The sequence below is a fragment of the Psychrobacillus sp. 05T411 genome, from assembly GCF_056396485.1.
In genome coordinates, this window is record NZ_JBFTLO010000017.1 from 48,182 (window position 1) to 64,949 (window position 16,768).

Annotated in this window: 22 protein-coding genes and 1 rRNA gene; 21 read left to right on the plus strand and 2 right to left on the minus strand. The window is 38.5% G+C overall.

Annotation, left to right across the window (positions count from 1 at the left end; genetic code table 11):
• Positions 1-4: 4 nt before the first annotated feature.
• From rplO to AC1DFT_RS14240, 19 genes are all read left to right on the plus strand, one after another.
• Positions 5-445 carry a 50S ribosomal protein L15 gene (gene rplO / locus AC1DFT_RS14150; protein ID WP_478159385.1) on the plus strand — a complete coding sequence of 147 codons (441 nt, stop codon included), beginning with the start codon at positions 5-7 and terminating at the stop codon, positions 443-445.
• Positions 445-1,737: a preprotein translocase subunit SecY gene (gene secY, locus AC1DFT_RS14155; protein ID WP_478159386.1), complete on the plus strand. Its 1,293-nt coding sequence runs from the start codon at positions 445-447 to the stop codon at positions 1,735-1,737. The genes rplO and secY overlap by 1 nt, the downstream gene beginning before the upstream one ends.
• 65 nt (positions 1,738-1,802) lie before the next feature.
• Positions 1,803-2,456: an adenylate kinase gene (locus tag AC1DFT_RS14160; protein ID WP_478159387.1), complete on the plus strand. Its 654-nt coding sequence runs from the start codon at positions 1,803-1,805 to the stop codon at positions 2,454-2,456.
• A 456-nt stretch (positions 2,457-2,912) separates the two neighbouring features.
• Positions 2,913-3,131, plus strand: coding sequence for a translation initiation factor IF-1 (gene infA, locus AC1DFT_RS14165; RefSeq protein WP_016429904.1), 219 nt, complete (start codon positions 2,913-2,915; stop codon positions 3,129-3,131).
• A 37-nt stretch (positions 3,132-3,168) separates the two neighbouring features.
• Positions 3,169-3,282 carry a 50S ribosomal protein L36 gene (gene rpmJ, locus AC1DFT_RS14170; protein WP_003247619.1) on the plus strand — a complete coding sequence of 38 codons (114 nt, stop codon included), beginning with the start codon at positions 3,169-3,171 and terminating at the stop codon, positions 3,280-3,282.
• 23 nt (positions 3,283-3,305) lie between these two features.
• Positions 3,306-3,671 (plus strand): 30S ribosomal protein S13, encoded by a 366-nt coding sequence (rpsM, locus tag AC1DFT_RS14175; RefSeq protein ID WP_478159388.1) that lies wholly within the window; start codon positions 3,306-3,308, stop codon positions 3,669-3,671.
• Positions 3,672-3,696: 25 nt separating this feature from the next.
• Entirely contained in the window at positions 3,697-4,086 is a 390-nt protein-coding gene (gene rpsK, locus AC1DFT_RS14180; protein ID WP_053591340.1) for a 30S ribosomal protein S11, read from the plus strand.
• 137 nt (positions 4,087-4,223) lie between these two features.
• Positions 4,224-5,168: a DNA-directed RNA polymerase subunit alpha gene (locus tag AC1DFT_RS14185; protein ID WP_093274697.1), complete on the plus strand. Its 945-nt coding sequence runs from the start codon at positions 4,224-4,226 to the stop codon at positions 5,166-5,168.
• 53 nt (positions 5,169-5,221) lie between these two features.
• The gene (gene rplQ / locus AC1DFT_RS14190) at positions 5,222-5,602 is read left to right on the plus strand and encodes a 50S ribosomal protein L17 (RefSeq protein WP_093274692.1); all 381 of its coding nucleotides are present in this window, start codon (positions 5,222-5,224) and stop codon (positions 5,600-5,602) included.
• A 325-nt stretch (positions 5,603-5,927) separates the two neighbouring features.
• Positions 5,928-6,776 carry an energy-coupling factor ABC transporter ATP-binding protein gene (locus AC1DFT_RS14195; RefSeq protein WP_478159389.1) on the plus strand — a complete coding sequence of 283 codons (849 nt, stop codon included), beginning with the start codon at positions 5,928-5,930 and terminating at the stop codon, positions 6,774-6,776.
• On the plus strand, positions 6,752-7,618 hold the full coding sequence (locus AC1DFT_RS14200) for an energy-coupling factor ABC transporter ATP-binding protein (RefSeq protein ID WP_478159390.1): 867 nt from the start codon (positions 6,752-6,754) through the stop codon (positions 7,616-7,618). The genes AC1DFT_RS14195 and AC1DFT_RS14200 overlap by 25 nt, the downstream gene beginning before the upstream one ends.
• A gap of 1 nt (position 7,619) precedes the next feature.
• Positions 7,620-8,417: an energy-coupling factor transporter transmembrane component T family protein gene (locus AC1DFT_RS14205; protein ID WP_478159391.1), complete on the plus strand. Its 798-nt coding sequence runs from the start codon at positions 7,620-7,622 to the stop codon at positions 8,415-8,417.
• Positions 8,418-8,427: 10 nt separating this feature from the next.
• On the plus strand, positions 8,428-9,180 hold the full coding sequence (gene truA, locus AC1DFT_RS14210) for a tRNA pseudouridine(38-40) synthase TruA (protein ID WP_478159399.1): 753 nt from the start codon (positions 8,428-8,430) through the stop codon (positions 9,178-9,180).
• Positions 9,181-9,348: 168 nt separating this feature from the next.
• The gene (gene rplM, locus AC1DFT_RS14215) at positions 9,349-9,786 is read left to right on the plus strand and encodes a 50S ribosomal protein L13 (protein WP_478159392.1); all 438 of its coding nucleotides are present in this window, start codon (positions 9,349-9,351) and stop codon (positions 9,784-9,786) included.
• Between the two features lie 22 nt (positions 9,787-9,808).
• Positions 9,809-10,201 carry a 30S ribosomal protein S9 gene (rpsI, locus tag AC1DFT_RS14220; protein ID WP_402825787.1) on the plus strand — a complete coding sequence of 131 codons (393 nt, stop codon included), beginning with the start codon at positions 9,809-9,811 and terminating at the stop codon, positions 10,199-10,201.
• 256 nt (positions 10,202-10,457) lie between these two features.
• Positions 10,458-11,675, plus strand: a complete 1,218-nt coding sequence (locus tag AC1DFT_RS14225) for an MFS transporter (protein WP_478159393.1) — start codon at positions 10,458-10,460, stop codon at positions 11,673-11,675.
• Positions 11,647-12,357 (plus strand): GNAT family N-acetyltransferase, encoded by a 711-nt coding sequence (locus AC1DFT_RS14230; protein ID WP_478159394.1) that lies wholly within the window; start codon positions 11,647-11,649, stop codon positions 12,355-12,357. The genes AC1DFT_RS14225 and AC1DFT_RS14230 overlap by 29 nt, the downstream gene beginning before the upstream one ends.
• A gap of 64 nt (positions 12,358-12,421) precedes the next feature.
• Positions 12,422-13,135 (plus strand): N-acetylmuramoyl-L-alanine amidase, encoded by a 714-nt coding sequence (locus AC1DFT_RS14235; RefSeq protein ID WP_478159400.1) that lies wholly within the window; start codon positions 12,422-12,424, stop codon positions 13,133-13,135.
• A gap of 77 nt (positions 13,136-13,212) precedes the next feature.
• Positions 13,213-14,265: an Mrp/NBP35 family ATP-binding protein gene (locus AC1DFT_RS14240; protein WP_478159395.1), complete on the plus strand. Its 1,053-nt coding sequence runs from the start codon at positions 13,213-13,215 to the stop codon at positions 14,263-14,265.
• 30 nt (positions 14,266-14,295) lie between these two features.
• Here AC1DFT_RS14240 and gerD read toward each other — a convergent pair whose 3' ends face one another.
• Positions 14,296-14,889 carry a spore germination lipoprotein GerD gene (gerD, locus tag AC1DFT_RS14245; RefSeq protein WP_478159396.1) on the minus strand — a complete coding sequence of 198 codons (594 nt, stop codon included), beginning with the start codon at positions 14,887-14,889 and terminating at the stop codon, positions 14,296-14,298.
• 140 nt (positions 14,890-15,029) lie between these two features.
• On the opposite strand from gerD, the gene AC1DFT_RS14250 reads away from it, so the two are divergent.
• Positions 15,030-15,710 carry a KinB-signaling pathway activation protein gene (locus AC1DFT_RS14250; RefSeq protein WP_478159397.1) on the plus strand — a complete coding sequence of 227 codons (681 nt, stop codon included), beginning with the start codon at positions 15,030-15,032 and terminating at the stop codon, positions 15,708-15,710.
• Between the two features lie 81 nt (positions 15,711-15,791).
• Here AC1DFT_RS14250 and AC1DFT_RS14255 read toward each other — a convergent pair whose 3' ends face one another.
• Positions 15,792-16,451: a polysaccharide deacetylase family protein gene (locus AC1DFT_RS14255; RefSeq protein WP_478159398.1), complete on the minus strand. Its 660-nt coding sequence runs from the start codon at positions 16,449-16,451 to the stop codon at positions 15,792-15,794.
• A gap of 255 nt (positions 16,452-16,706) precedes the next feature.
• On the opposite strand from AC1DFT_RS14255, the gene AC1DFT_RS14260 reads away from it, so the two are divergent.
• Positions 16,707-16,768: ribosomal RNA gene (locus AC1DFT_RS14260) — 16S ribosomal RNA — on the plus strand; the annotation flags it as partial.

Consider the following 16,768-nt stretch of genomic DNA (forward strand, 5'->3'; position numbering starts at 1 on the left):
CCATATGAAACTTCATGAGTTAAAACCAGCAGAAGGATCTCGTTCTACACGTAACCGCGTAGGTCGTGGTACCGGTTCTGGTAATGGTAAAACTGCAGGTAGAGGTCATAAAGGTCAAAATTCTCGTTCGGGCGGTGGAGTTCGTCCAGGATTTGAGGGCGGTCAAAACCCATTGTTCCGTCGTCTACCAAAACGTGGATTCACGAACATTAATCGTAAAGAATTTGCAATTGTGAACCTTGATACATTAAACCGTTTCGAAGAAGGCACAGAAATAACACCTGCTTTATTAATTGAAACAGGTGTTGTGAGCAGTGAAAAATCTGGTATTAAGATTCTAGGTAATGGAACTCTTGACAAGAAATTATCTGTTAAAGCTCACAAATTTTCTGCGTCAGCGAAAGAAGCAATCGAGAATGCTGGCGGACAAACTGAGGTGGTTTAATGTTTCAGACAATCTCCAACTTTATGCGTGTGCGAGATATTCGAAATAAAATCATTTTTACTTTATTGATGTTGATCGTATTTCGTATCGGAACATTCGTACCGGTACCATACGTTGATGCAAATGTATTAAAGCAAACCGATCAATTAGGTTTGATTGGCTTCTTAAATACATTTGGAGGTGGAGCATTAGCCAACTTCTCCATTTTAGCGATGGGCATCATGCCATACATCACAGCATCCATCATTGTACAATTGTTACAAATGGATGTTGTACCGAAGTTTACGGAGTGGGCTAAGCAAGGAGAAGTTGGAAGACGAAAACTTGCTCAATTCACACGTTACTTCACCATTGTGTTAGCTTTTATTCAAGCAATTGCTATGTCTTACGGCTTTAACCGTATGTACGGTGGTTCTTTAATAAAAGAAGAAGGCATCTTAAATTATGTTGTGATTGCAATTGTTTTAACTGGAGGTACTGCATTTTTAATGTGGTTGGGAGAACAGATTACTGCTAAAGGTGTAGGTAATGGTATTTCTATTATTATCTTCGCTGGTATCGTGGCTGCTATTCCAAATGCGGTTAACCAAGTGTATGCGCAATTTATCGACGGTGCTGGAGAAGCACTATTTATCAATATTGTTATTGTCGTATTATTATTATTGGCAATTATTGCTGTTACGGTTGGAGTTATATACGTTCAACAAGCGTTACGTAAAATTCCAATCCAATACGCAAAACGTGTTGCTGGTACCGCTCAAACGGGTGGTCAACAAACGCACTTGCCTTTAAAAGTAAATGCTGCGGGAGTAATTCCGGTAATCTTTGCTTCTGCTTTTCTTATGGCACCTCAATCACTTGTTTTGTTTTTTGGACAGAACAGCACGACTGAGTTCATAACGCGAGCATTAGATTATACTCAACCTATTGGTATGATTATTTATATTGCTTTAATTGTTGCCTTTACTTACTTCTATGCATTCATTCAAGTGAATCCAGAAAATGTAGCGGACAATTTGAAAAAGCAAGGTGCGTATATTCCGGGGATTCGTCCAGGGATAAACACACAAAATTATTTGACTAGCGTATTATACCGATTAACTTTTGTCGGTTCTATTTTCTTAGCTTTGATCGCAATAATGCCATTACTATTTGTTAAGTTTGCAGGTCTACCGCAAACAGCTCAAATTGGTGGTACCAGCTTACTTATCGTGGTTGGGGTAGCATTGGAGTCTATGAAGCAATTGGAATCACAATTAGTTAAACGTCACTATAAAGGCTTTATGAAATAATATTGGTTTTTAGGAACGGCTAAGTTCCTAAAAATCTACAAATAGTCCTGAGGGGGTATTTTCGTATGAATATCGTTTTAATGGGTCTGCCGGGTGCTGGTAAAGGTACACAAGCAGATAAAATTGTTGAGAAGTACGCAATCCCTCATATTTCTACAGGCGATATGTTTCGTGCAGCTATTAAAGATGGTACGGAACTTGGTTTAAAAGCAAAATCGTTTATGGATCAAGGTGCATTAGTACCGGATGAAGTAACGATAGGTATCGTTCGCGATAGATTAAGTAAACCAGACTGTGAAAAAGGATTCCTACTTGATGGTTTTCCACGTACTGTACCGCAAGCAGAAGCATTAGATGCTTTACTTACGGATCTTGGAAAGTCAATTGAGCATGTGCTTAACATTCAAGTAGAACAAGATGAATTGATCAGACGTCTAACTGGCCGACGTATTTGTAAAGTATGCGGTACTGCTTATCATTTAGTCTTTAACCCACCTACTACTGATGGGGTATGTGACAAAGATGGTGGAGAGCTTTATCAACGTGCGGATGATAATCCGGAAACGGTAACTAACCGTCTGGAAGTAAATATGAAGCAAACACAACCTTTGCTTGATTTTTATGACAACAAAGGTGTTTTAACAAATATAGATGGACAGCAAGATATTTCAAAAGTATTTGCTGATCTAGATGCTCTGTTACAGGGCAACCGCATCTAATAGCCCGGTGCCTGTCGCAGACGACTGAATACCCGGGCACTATGCATAAAGAACGAAAACGTTTTTTTCGAGAGCTGCAAAAGCATATTGCGCCCGGTATACGAACTGGATGAATAGAAATGTATATATAACGAGGGCCCCCTAGTCCACGTGCATTTTGACTTCTGAAAGGGTATAATGGGTTTCGTGGAAGCATCTATGTAACGAACGGGTACTATGGAACTCATCCAACACATTCGTACGAACATGTTGACATGAGGGAGACGGGTTTCTACCAGTCAGTCTACTCCGTGGATTGCAAAAGCGAAACCTTACGAGTGTCTTTCGAACATCTCTCATGATTTCCAAACATATGCTTGAAACGAATAGTTTCGTTCCACTAGAGGCTATACTAAAGCAAATTACGTTTGAGTAGTGATGAGAACCTGATTTGTATATAGAAGGGAGACAGGGTTGATGGCGAAAGATGATGTAATTGAAGTCGAAGGAACAGTTGTTGAGACTTTGCCAAACGCGATGTTTAAGGTAGAATTAGAAAACGGTCATACGATACTTGCGCATGTATCGGGTAAAATTCGTATGCACTTTATCCGCATTTTACCTGGAGATAAAGTCACAATTGAACTTTCTCCTTACGATTTAACTCGCGGTCGTATCACGTACCGTTTTAAATAATCTTTTGCACTCCGGACTACTAAGGAGGTTGGGTTAGATGAAAGTGAGACCATCTGTGAAGCCGATCTGCGAAAAATGTAAAGTAATTCGCCGACGCGGTAAAGTAATGGTAATCTGTGAAAATCCTAAACACAAACAAAGACAAGGATAATTAGAAGGAGGTGCACGACACATATGGCACGTATTGCTGGTGTTGACATTCCACGCGATAAACGCGTTGTTATTGCATTAACATACATTTTCGGAATTGGTAAAACTACTGCACAAAAAGTACTAGTTGGAGCTGGTATTTCTGAATCGACACGAGTTCGTGATCTTACAGAAGACGAGTTAAACAAAATCCGTGAACAAATCGGTGTATACAAAGTAGAAGGTGACCTTCGTCGTGAAGTATCACTAAACATTAAACGTTTGATGGAAATCGGATCTTTCCGTGGTATCCGTCACCGTCGCGGCTTACCTGTACGCGGACAAAATACGAAGAACAATGCACGTACTCGTAAAGGTCCACGTAAAACAGTAGCTAACAAGAAAAAATAATCGGTAAAGGAGGTTTCTTCTTAACATGGCACGTAAACAACAAACACGTAAGCGTCGTGTGAAAAAGAATATCGAATCCGGTATTGCTCACATTCGCTCAACATTTAATAACACAATTGTGACTATCACAGACATGCAAGGTAATGCACTTTCTTGGTCAAGTGCTGGAGCTCTTGGATTCAGAGGTTCTCGTAAATCTACTCCATTCGCTGCACAAATGGCTGCAGAAACTGCTGCAAAAACGTCTATGGAACATGGTCTTAAAACTTTAGAAGTAACAGTAAAAGGTCCTGGTGCTGGACGTGAAGCGGCTATCCGCGCACTTCAAGCTGCAGGTCTAGAAGTTACAGCTATCAAAGACGTAACACCAGTACCACATAATGGTTGCCGTCCACCAAAACGTCGTCGCGTGTAAAAGGTGACACTCAAATTGTTTGAGAACATCATTTATTGTACAGACTGAGGTTGTTCAAAATAAGCAACCAGTTAAACGATCGAATTCATGATGGAAAGAACCTATACATTCGATGTTTTGAGGGAGGGTAAATTGGAATGATCGAAATTGAAAAACCAAAGATTGAAAGTGTAGAAATCAGCGAAAATACCAAGTTTGGTAAATTTGTTGTAGAACCGCTAGAACGTGGCTATGGAAATACTTTGGGTAATTCTTTACGTCGTATCCTTCTGTCTTCTTTACCAGGAGCCGCAGTAACTTCTATTCAAATTGATGGCGTTTTACATGAGTTTTCAACTATTGAAGGCGTAGTGGAAGATGTCGCATCTATTATCATGAATGTGAAGAAGCTCGCTTTAAAAATCTACTCTGATGAAGAAAAAGTCATTGAGATTGATGTAAAAGGAGAGGGAACGATTACAGCTGCTGACATTACACATGACAGTGATGTTGAGATATTAAATCCAGAACTCTATATTGCAACAATCGGCAAAAATGGTCATTTCCGTATGCGTATGTACGCAGGTCGAGGCCGTGGCTACACTCCTGCTGATCAAAACAAACGTGAGGATCTTCCTATCGGCGTAATCCCGATCGACTCTATTTATACTCCAGTTTCACGCGTTAATTTTCAAGTGGAAAATACTCGTGTTGGGCAATCGTCCAATTACGATAAATTAACTCTTGATGTGTGGACAGATGGCAGCACCGGTCCTAAAGAGGCGATTTCGCTTGGAGCAAAAATTTTAACAGAGCACTTGAACATTTTCGTAGGAATGACTGACGAGGCACAAACTGCTGAAATCATGGTTGAAAAAGAAGAAGATCAAAAAGAAAAAGTATTAGAGATGACTATCGAAGAGCTTGATCTTTCTGTTCGTTCTTATAATTGCTTAAAACGCGCTGGTATTAATACAGTACTTGAGCTTGCAAGCAAGTCAGAAGATGACATGATGAAAGTAAGAAACCTTGGACGTAAATCTTTAGAAGAAGTAAGAGCGAAGTTAGATGAGCTTGGCTTAGGATTACGTAAAGAAGACTAAGCGAATTTTGATATAGCTAGATTTGAACTATTCACCAAAGGAGGGAAACATCCATGGGTTACAGAAAACTTGGACGTACAAGTTCTCAACGTAAAGCGATGTTACGTGACTTAACTACAGACTTAATCATTAACGAGCGTATTCAAACAACTGAAGCGCGCGCGAAAGAATTACGTTCTGTCGTTGAAAAAATGATCACTTTAGGTAAACGCGGAGATTTACATGCACGTCGTTTAGCTGCATCTTATATTCGTCGTGAAGTAGCTACTTCTACTGACGAAGAAGGCAATGAAACAACTGTATTTGCATTGCAAAAGTTGTTTGATGATGTAGCACCACGTTATGCAGATCGTCAAGGCGGTTATACTCGTATTATGAAAGTTGGACCTCGTCGCGGAGACGGAGCACCAGTTGTAGTAATTGAGTTAGTTTAATTTGATAGGTGTTTTTACACTTGCGAAAGTTAAACTCTAAAAAGTTGAAGAGGGATGTTGGTATTTCTGACCTCCCTCTTCTTTTTTCAAACAGATTTATACGACATTATAAAAGCAGAGTGTTACGATGAGCGGACTTTTCTATCGAAAAGTAGCGTCTTGTCTAGCTCTACGCACCTCATTTTCGGATTGGTCTTGAGCAGCCAATCTTGAAATAAGTTATAGAAGAGCGCATTTCTCTAAATGAGGTGCGCGCTTTTTTAATTTGTCGTAATATAGTGTAAAGAGAATTAGAGTAGCTGAGATGAGCTAGAGGAGGTAAAGGATGAAACACGAAATTATTTCTTTACATGAAGTAACTTTTACATATGCCGAAGAAGATGAAAGCGTGCGACCTGCGGTAAATAATGTATCTTATACAATATACGAAGGGGAATGGGTGGCGATTGTCGGTCATAATGGATCTGGAAAATCGACGCTTGCACGATTAATGAATGGTCTGCTATTTCCTCAGACGGGACAAGTACGTGTTTTTGGAGAGACGCTTGCCGAACAAAGTTTATGGGATACACGTTCTCAAATGGGAATGGTTTTTCAAAATCCGGATAACCAATTTGTAGGGGCTACCGTACAAGATGATGTGGCATTTGCATTAGAAAATAACGGGATCCCTTTTGAGGAAATGGTAGAACGCGTGAAACAATCGTTGGTAAAAGTGAAGATGAGCGATTTTATGAATAGTGAACCCCATCATTTATCAGGTGGTCAAAAACAACGAGTTGCCATTGCGGGAGCTATTGCCCTGCAACCTAAAATACTTTTACTAGACGAAGCGACATCCATGTTAGACCCCCAAGGTAGAGAAGAAGTACTTTCTACGGTAAGGCAGCTTAGAGCAGAGACAGACTTGACCGTTATATCCATTACACATGATTTAGAAGAAGCATTACTCGCTGATCGGGTCATTATGATGAATCAAGGGAACAAGTATGCAGAAGGAACGCCCGAAGAGATCTTTCAGCGTGGGCAAGCATTAGTAGATGTAGGATTAGATCTACCGTTTGCAATGAATGTTTCTAGATTGTTAATGGAACAGGGAATTGAATTAGTAGGAGAACATATGTCAGAAGAAGAATTGGTGAATGATTTATGGACATCACACTTCAACAAGTAAGTTACGCCTATGCGAAAAATACGCCATTTGAAAAAAGAGCGCTTTTCGATGTAGATTTACATATTCCTTCTGGATCCTATCAAGCCATTATTGGCCATACTGGGTCAGGGAAGTCGACGGTTTTACAGCATTTGAATGCTCTTTTGAAACCGACGGAGGGTACAATTGCAATTGGTGATGTAGAAGTGAAGGCAGACAAGAAAAATAAGCAGCTCCGAAAAGTAAGACAAAAAGTAGGGATTGTATTTCAATTTCCAGAGCATCAATTATTTGATGAAACAGTGTTGAAAGATATTATGTTTGGACCGATGAATTTTGGTGTACCGGAAGCAGAAGCAAAACATCGTGCCATTGAACTAGTCAAATTACTAGGTTTACCGGATGAAGTATTAGAAAAGTCGCCTTTCGATTTATCAGGAGGGCAAATGAGACGTGTCGCAATTGCGGGAGTGCTTGCGATGAATCCAGAAGTATTGGTACTAGATGAGCCAACAGCAGGACTAGACCCAAGAGGAAGAAAAGAAATAATGGATTTGTTTTATCGACTTCACAAAGAAAAAGGGTTAACAACAGTACTTGTGACACATAGTATGGAAGATGCCGCACGATATGCCGATCGGATTGCCATTATGCATGATGGTAGATGCGTCTTAGCAGGAACACCGCAAGACATTTTTGCTGATGAAAGTCGTTTGATGGATTACCGCTTAGAACTTCCCCAAAGCATCAAGTTCCAAAAGAAGGTGGAACAAATGATGGGCAAAAGGTTACCTGTTCTTTGTTTAACAGAAGAAATGTTAGCAGAAGAACTTGCGCTTTTTTTGAAGAAGGGGCGTGAGTAAAATGCTAGAAAAAATGATATTTGGTCGATATATACCAGGGGATTCGTTTATCCATAGGTTAGATGCGCGTGCAAAATTGATTTTTGTGTTTTTGTTTATTGCGATAGTATTTATCGCGAATAACTGGATTACATATGCAATTTTAGTTGTGTTTACATTTTTAATCATTCGAATGTCTAGAATTCGACTTTATTTTTTAATTAATGGGTTGAAACCTGTTGTTATTTTAATCATTTTTACGTTCTTATTGCATTTATTCTTTACAAGGGAAGGTGCAGTCATATTTGAGTGGAAGTTTATAAAGATTTATGAGGAAGGTTTGCGACAAGGGATATTCATCTCCATCCGCTTTTTTGTCCTTGTTATATTAACGTCTATTTTAACGCTCACTACGACCCCTATTTCGATTACAGATGCATTAGAGACACTATTAAACCCATTGAAGAAATGGAAGCTACCTGTGCATGAATTAGCGCTTATGATGTCCATTTCCTTAAGGTTTATCCCAACATTGATGGATGAAACGGATAAAATTATGAAAGCGCAAATGGCAAGAGGGTCGGATATGACAAGTGGTAGTATGAAAGAAAGAATGAATGCCATTGTTCCCCTGCTTATTCCTTTATTCGTTAGCGCGTTTAAACGGGCCGAAGATTTGGCGACTGCGATGGAAGTACGAGGTTATAAAGGCGGAGAAGGAAGAACGAGATATCGTAAGTTAGAATGGGCAACAAAAGATACGGTAGTTATTGTTATTCTTCTAGTTTTAGCGATTGTTCTCTTCTACTTTAGATCGTAATTGGAGGTGTATCATGCGGCTACGTGCAATTATTAGCTATGATGGTAGTGCGTTTTCAGGCTATCAAGTGCAACCTGGAAAACGAACCGTCCAGTTGGAGTTAGAACGAGTATTGCAGACGATGCATAAAGGAATAGTTGTGAAAGTCGTTGCTAGTGGAAGGACGGATGCTGGCGTACATGCAACTGGTCAAGTGATCCATTATGATAGTCCGCTTTCAATACCGATGGATCGCTGGAAAACGGCACTAAATGTACAACTTCCGGGGGATATTCGAGTGTTATCGGTTGAACAAGTGCGGGACGATTTTCATGCAAGATATGATGCGGTTGGAAAAACGTATCGGTATATTTGGTCATTAAATGAAGTGCATAGCCCATTTGAACGCAATTATAGCGTACATGTGGAACGATATAAACCGAATATTGAGCTGATGAAAGAGGCATCTGTCCATTTGCTTGGAACACATGACTTTTCAAGTTTTTGTGCATCTAACACGAGTGTGAAAGATTTTGTCAGAACAATCCATTCCATTCGTTTGGAAGTGAATATGGAGATGAATCAGCTGCATATGGAGATTAGCGGGAATGGATTTTTATATAATATGGTTCGGATTATTGCAGGAACTTTATGGGAAATTGGAATCGAAAAAAAAAGTGTAGAGGACTTACCTGAAATCTTGCAATCTTGCAGCCGAAAAAATGCTGGGAAAACAGCGCCAGCACACGGTTTGTACCTAGAAAAAGTAGCGTATTTGCAATGAAGCAACCTTTCCAGGTGTTTTTCATAAAACGCTTGACTAAATGAAGTATTCGGGTTAAGATGATGTATGGTATTTTCATTAACCCCACAATATAAGCCCCGAAACTTATTGGTATGAGGATATAGAAAATTATAGATCGATTATGATTGAATTAGGAGGACAAAATACATGCGTACAACATTCATGGCTAAAGGTCACGAAGTAGAACGTAAATGGTTAGTAGTAGACGCTGAAGGCCAAACTCTTGGTCGTCTAGCTTCAGAAGTTGCAGCTATTTTACGTGGAAAAAACAAACCAACATTCACACCAAACGTTGATACAGGTGATCACGTGATCATTATCAACGCAGAAAAAATTCATTTAACTGGGAACAAGTTAAATGATAAAATTTACTACCGTCACACACAATTCTCTGGTGGTCTTAAACAACGTACTGCTTTAGAAATGCGTACTAAGTACCCAACGAGAATGATCGAATTAGCAATCAAAGGAATGCTTCCTAAAAACTCTTTAGGACGTCAAATGTTTACTAAACTAAACGTTTACGCTGGAGCAGAGCATCCACACGCAGCACAACAACCAGAAGCATATGAGCTTCGCGGATAATAACTAAGAGGAGGACATACACTTGGCACAAGTTCAATATATCGGCACTGGTCGCCGTAAAAGTTCAGTAGCACGCGTACGTTTAGTACCGGGCGAAGGAAAAATTATTATCAACAAACGTGACGTAGAAGATTACGTACCATACGAAACTTTACGTGAAGTTATTAAACAACCATTAGTAACTACTCAAACTTTAGGTAGCTATGATGTTCACGTAAACGTTAATGGCGGTGGATTCACAGGTCAAGCAGGAGCAATCCGTCACGGTATTGCACGTGCATTACTTACAGTAGACCCTGATTTCCGTGCAGCATTAAAATCTGCAGGATTCTTAACACGTGACCCACGTATGAAAGAACGTAAAAAACCAGGACTTAAAGGCGCTCGTCGTGCACCTCAGTTCTCAAAACGTTAATCTTATATTATCAGTTCAAAGCACTTCTCGAGATTTCTCGGGGAGTGCTTTTTTTAGTTTTTGTTGATTTATATAAGTTTGAAAGGAATGTTACAGGATTGTTACTGGTGCCAGGCACCAGTAACAATCCTGTAACATTAAATATATAAAGTGGTTGTTTCGCTGTTTTGGGAGGTGTATATTTAGTGAAATATTTATAAAATAGATAAATACGAAATGGTGCACTCAGGTAGCCTTTTGGGGGAAGAAGAATCTTATGAAAAACAAATTTAATATGGTGACGTCAACAATTCTCGCTAGTATTTTTATCGCACGATTTGGAACTTTTTTAGTTTTACCCTACTTAACCTTATTTTTGTTAGATGAATTTCACTACTCGGCAGTTCAAATAGGGACAGTTATTTCTACGCTTGCTTTAGCTAACTTAATCATAAGTTTCTTGGTAGGACCTTATATTGATAGGTTTCCCAAAGATAAAGTGATCATAACTGGGCTGATCGGTTATCTAGGTTGTTATATATATTTTCCTTTTATTGATCAGTATCTTGGATTTATATTGTTTGCGGCTTTGCTTGGTGCCAGTCAAGCGGTTGTTGAGCCAACTTATCGAGTGCTGTTAAGTCTTTATACGGAACCGGAGAATAGAAGGTTCATATTTAATATTCGGTATTTCCTTATCAATATATCTGCGGCTATTGCACCGTTAACATCTGTGTATTTTCAGCAATTTGGTATGGAAAATCTGTTTTTTGTAGTAGGTTTTATTTTCTTCATAAATATTATGACCTTTGCGATTATTTTCAAAAGATATCCAATGAAGCAAGTAACCGCACAGAAGGAAAAACCGTCTATTTTTCAATCTTTCTACGTATTCAAGAAGGATCATGCATTTGGTGTTTTCATATTAGCATTGATTTTCATCAGCTTTGGGTATAGCCAGTTCGATTCGACATTTAGTCAGTATTTAGGTATAAAATTTAATTATGAGCTAGCGATCCAATATTTCGCATGGTTGATTACAACGAACGCTATTACAGTAATCATTATTCAATATTTTGTTTATAAATTGGGGGAAATTATTAGTACGACCTCTTCCCTCATAATAGGCAGTGCCTTGTTGTCGGTAGGTCTCATCTATTTTGGACAGAGTGAACAAATTGTTTTATTAATAGTGGCAATGGTTGTGTTTACAGCAGGGGAAGTGCTAGTTTTCACCATGATAGATATACATATAGATGATATGTGTGAGGATCACGAAAAAGGAACGTATTTTGCTTTATCTGGTGTGAAATCGGTCGGGAGAATTGCTGGACCAAGTGTAGGAGGCGTCCTTTTAGACAGTTTGAATAGTGGAGCACTTGTATTTATGATTATTGGTGGTGTTACATTACTTGCTATACCATCTTTTTATATAAGTAATAGAATGAAAAAAGGGAGGACTATACATGCAATTATTCAATCTAATCAAAAATGAAAAAGCATATTGGTTAATCGATCAAGTCAAGGTAGAAGGAAAGTCAGAAGAGGATTATAAAGTAGCATTCATGAATATTTTGCAAGCTTATGAAGAGGAACAAATAGGTTATTTGTCTTTACTAATGGATGAAGCATTGGAAAGTTGGCTACTTGCACAAGGATTTAAAAAGATTTCTTCCATTGTGGAATACACGAAGCAATTACAGGAGGAAGTTTTATCGGTAAGTGATCTTAAATTTCATTCGTTAGCAGAAGGGTTAATGACCGATTTAGAATTTGCTGATGCATACGAATTGTGTCGCTCTGGAACTTCCAATAAAAATATACCTCAGCCGATCGATCAAGTAATGGTTTCGATAGCCAATGAGTTAGGAGAAGATTGGAGAAGTAATTGTTACTCCTTTTTTCATGAAAACGAGTTAGTTGGGATAAGCATTGCTCATATTGAGATGGGGACAAAAGAGGAAGGGAGAATGTTCTACTTTGGTATAGTTCCTAGCATGCGCGGAAAAGGATTTGGTGCAAAAATGCACAGAGCTACGCTTTCACTTATGAAAAAGATGGGTGCTACCTATTATGTAGGAAGTACAGACAAAGGTAACGAACATATGGTGCAAATTTTCAAGAAAAACGGCTGTGTTTTAAGAGATAGAAAAGGAATTTACCGAATCGAAAAATGACTAACTAAAGCTATCATACTCTTTGTCCCTCATACGTATAATGAGTGAAAAAGGAGCGATGAACCTGAAAAAGTGGATAATCATCTTCGTATTGTTTTTAATATCTTTACTTGCTGTAATTTACGGAACGAAAGCAAGTGATACTGGTTTTTTTCTACCAGATCCGTTAAGCGGCGTGAAAATTGTCATTGACCCAGGGCACGGGGGAATAGATGGCGGTGCAAGTCATGGGGAAGTAGTAGAACGTGATATTACATTAGCTATGTCATTAAAATTAGAGAAAAAGCTAAAAGCACAAGGGGCGACAGTCGTCATGACCCGCACAAAAGAAGGAGATGCAATTGCAGAGCATAATCCGGACGGAGACTTTCCGACAACTCGTTCTAGAAAGCGAGCAGACTTACTCCTACGGGAAGAAATTATGAACAACTCGGAAGCTGATATTGTCCTTAGTTTACATGTGAATGCGGTTCCTGAAGAGAGATGGCGTGGTGCACAGGTATTTTATCATGCAGATGGTCACGAAGGTGGAGAACTTTTAGCTAAGTCCATCCAAGGTTCTATTAGAGAAAGTATAGGCAATACGGAAAGGGAAGCACTAGCGATTAAACAAGTATATATTTTGAAAAAAGCAAAAGCACCAGCAGTTTTGGTAGAAACAGGTTTTATCAGTAACAATGAAGAGCGAGAATTACTGCAATCGGATAAATACCAAAATCAAATGGTCGATGCAATTTCAGCTGGTGTACTTCGTTTTGTAGAAGACAATATTTACTGAGCTAATGTTTAGGAATGTAGACACTCGTATATGGTATACTGTATGGCGAATAGTTAACTAAAGGGGAGTGTCTACAAATGATTAATGAGCAACAAGTTCGTGCCTTACTTGGCGAATTAAATGATCCATTTTTACATAGAACTTTAGAAGAAACAAAGGGAATATCAACAGTATCCATAAAAGAAGAAAAAAATCATGTCAGTGTGAAACTCGCAATTGCCAAAATAAATTCAGCAGAACAAATGCAACTACAAACTAAAGTGGTTGAAGTATTGAAAGACGCAGGAGCAGCAACAGTAGGTATCCGCTTTGAAGAATTACCGAAAGAAGTGTTAGAGCAATTCCGTGGAAAGGCAAAAGAGAGCGACAGCCAAAGTATTCTTTCCCCTAACAGCAAAGTGAAAATTATCTCTATCGCTTCTGGTAAAGGTGGAGTAGGGAAATCTACTGTATCGGTTAACTTAGCTGTAGCACTTGCACGTCTAGGAAAAAGAGTTGGGCTTGTCGATGCAGACATTTATGGATTTAGTGTACCAGATATGATGGGAGTAAAAGATATCCCTCAAATAAAAGAGGATCGCATCATTCCAGTAGAACGCAAAGGGGTAAAAGTTATCTCTATGGGATTCTTTGTGGAAAACAATACACCGGTCGTATGGCGTGGACCAATGCTCGGCAAAGTGTTAGATCAATTTTTCAAAGATGTCGAGTGGGGAGAATTAGATTATTTACTATTAGATTTACCACCAGGTACTGGAGACGTTGCATTAGACATTCACCAAATGTTACCGGCATCTAAAGAAATTGTTGTAACAACCCCACATCCAACAGCGGCTTTCGTTGCAGCAAGAGCAGGTGCTATGGCACTTCAAACAGATCATGAAATACTCGGGGTTATTGAAAATATGTCTTGGTATGAAGCGAAGTCTACAGGAGAGCGTGAGTTTGTATTCGGAAAAGGTGGCGGTCCGAAGCTTGCAGATGAACTACGTACTGAATTACTTGGTCAACTTCCATTAGGACAACCAGATTGGAATGACATCGATTTTGCACCTTCTGTATACGCTGAAACGCATGAAACAGGGAAAATCTATTTGGAAATTGCACAAAAGGTAATCGAAAAAGCATAGGAAAAGGCCGTTTCCACTAAGGGAGCGGCCTTATTTTTGTGTATCTTCTTTCTTCTGATCAGAAGAGTCCGATTCCCCTTTGGATCCACCGCCACTTTCTTTCTGCGAACCAGCTTCTTCCACTAGTTTTTGCCACTTCGTTTGTAACAAGGGGTTTTGAATTGTTTCTTCTACAACCTTTTGCATCTCTTTACGCATATCACTGGATTGTAGCACTTTCCCTAATTCTTTTTTCATTTCAGCTGAGCCAAAAAAGCTTTCTAAGTCTTGTAAATAAGTGGGGTCCTTCATAAGTGCTTTCATTAGTTCTTCCTGTTGTTTCACCATACTTTTTGCCATAGTCTCTGAAAACTTGGGGTCTTGATAAACTTCCTTCCAAAACTCTTCTGCTTTTTTCGATAACATTGTTTCTTCAACGGATTTCTTTACTTGCTCGTGATCAATTACGAGCAATTCTTTAAATTGGGGATCATCTAAAAGTGTTCGAATGGCCTTTTTTCCATCTTCTGTTTGTAACGCATCTATGAGCATTTTTTTATTTTCTTCATAGGAAGGAGGAGCAGAAGAACTACTACATCCCGCAAGAAGTCCAATACTCAACAAAATAAGTGCAAAATACTTCATGTTCGTCACCGTCCTTTCAATTATTGTTCACATTTGTTTCAGAAATATGTATAGTAACTAGGAAGAAATAGATTTTTAAGCAGATGGTTGTTACAATTTAAAATAAAGAATAAATAAGTACTTTTGGAGGAAATCTTGCTGTGACTATACGAAATTGGTTTAAATTTTTTCTAAATGCCATGTTAATCGGAGGAATAATTACAGGTGTTTTTGGTTTATTTATACGTTGGGATGATGCTTTTGCAAAGTATTTTGAAGCAGGGCAATGGGGAGAATTTTTTGCAGCCTTTGCATTTATGATTGTTATGGGCTTTACAGTAAGTGTAATAGCGCAAATGGGATATTTCGCTTACTTAACGATTCATCAAATGGGTGTAAATATTTTTAGAACTTTAACGCTTTGGAATTGGGTTCAGTTACTCATTGTTGCTTTCGTTATTTTTGATTTAATCATGTTCCGATTCCGACCAAATGCAGAAACAACTGGACAGGTTTGGCTTTACGTTATTTTACTGGCGATATTAATCATTACGGCTGTCGTTGTTGCAATTACAAAGGCAAACATGACTAAAAAGCATACCCTTATTTCAGCGTTATTCTTTATGGTCGTTGTATCTACACTTGAATGGTTACCAGTTTTAATGGTACGAGCAGATAATGTAGATAGTTGGGTAACGTTATTATTATTCCCGATTCTTGCGGTAAATGCATATCAATTATTAGCTTTACCAAAATACAATGCAAAATCAGATGAAGATCGCTTGAAATTGGAAGCTCGCAGAAAGCGAAGAAAAGAAACCGCAGCTGCTAAAGCAAAGTAAATGAAAACTGCCATGACAAATGATTGTCATGGCAGTTTTTTTGTGACGGGCCTGCGCAGGAGCAGTTTTTGCATGTCTTCTCTATTCAGGAAATGTTTTTGTGTTCATTTTTAAACTGAATATATTTTGTTCTATAGATAAAAATGATTGAGATTTTAAAAGTTTACTAAGTTGTTTTATATCAACCCGTTCATCTTGGTGAAGTGGTACAGAAAGGATATCTCCTTTTGCAAGTACAGGAACATCTTCCTTCCAATACTTGCTCGAACTAAGTAAGTTTACCTCCTGCTGCCAAGCAGCTTCTTGCACTTCTATCGGGAATTGATAATCCTTCGTTCGAAACCAAAGTGGTTTTTCGCCCATAACTTTTTCGAATTGATCCACTTCTTTTTGAAATAAAACAGGATTCTCAATATAAATTGCACCATTCTGTCCCAGTAGCCCAATCGGAATGTGTTTTTCTTGCATAATCTTTATAATGGGCTCAGAACGTTCCATCCACTCGGTACTAATAAAGAAATGAGGATAAGGTGCTTTTAAATCTTTCAAAAGGGTTTCAATTTCTTCTTTTCCAAACGTCAAATCGATTGTTACTGTTTTTCCGTATGTTCCTTTCGAAATTACGGTTGGTTTTTCTGTTAATTGAAAAACGGGTACTATAGAGGGATAATTTCTTGGAACGATGAATAACAGGGTGATTAATAATGTGAATGAACTAACTAACATTAGCTTTTTCTTCAAAGTAACACACACCTTTTCAAATCATTTTAATAAACTTTATGTTTTAGTGTTGACATTCATGTTAAAACGATGTTAAGATACAAAGGTCGCCAAAACAAAACGACAACTTAAACAACATGAACATTGAAAACTGAACATGCAAAACGTTAAGAAATATAGCTTGAAAGGTTAGCTTCGGTTAACTTGATAGCAAAACAATTTTGACATCATTTAATGATGATGCCAGCAAAACAACATGAGCTTTTTAAGTTCTCTATTATGGAGAGTTTGATCCTGGCTCAGGACGAACGCTGGCGGCGTGCCTAATACATGCAAGT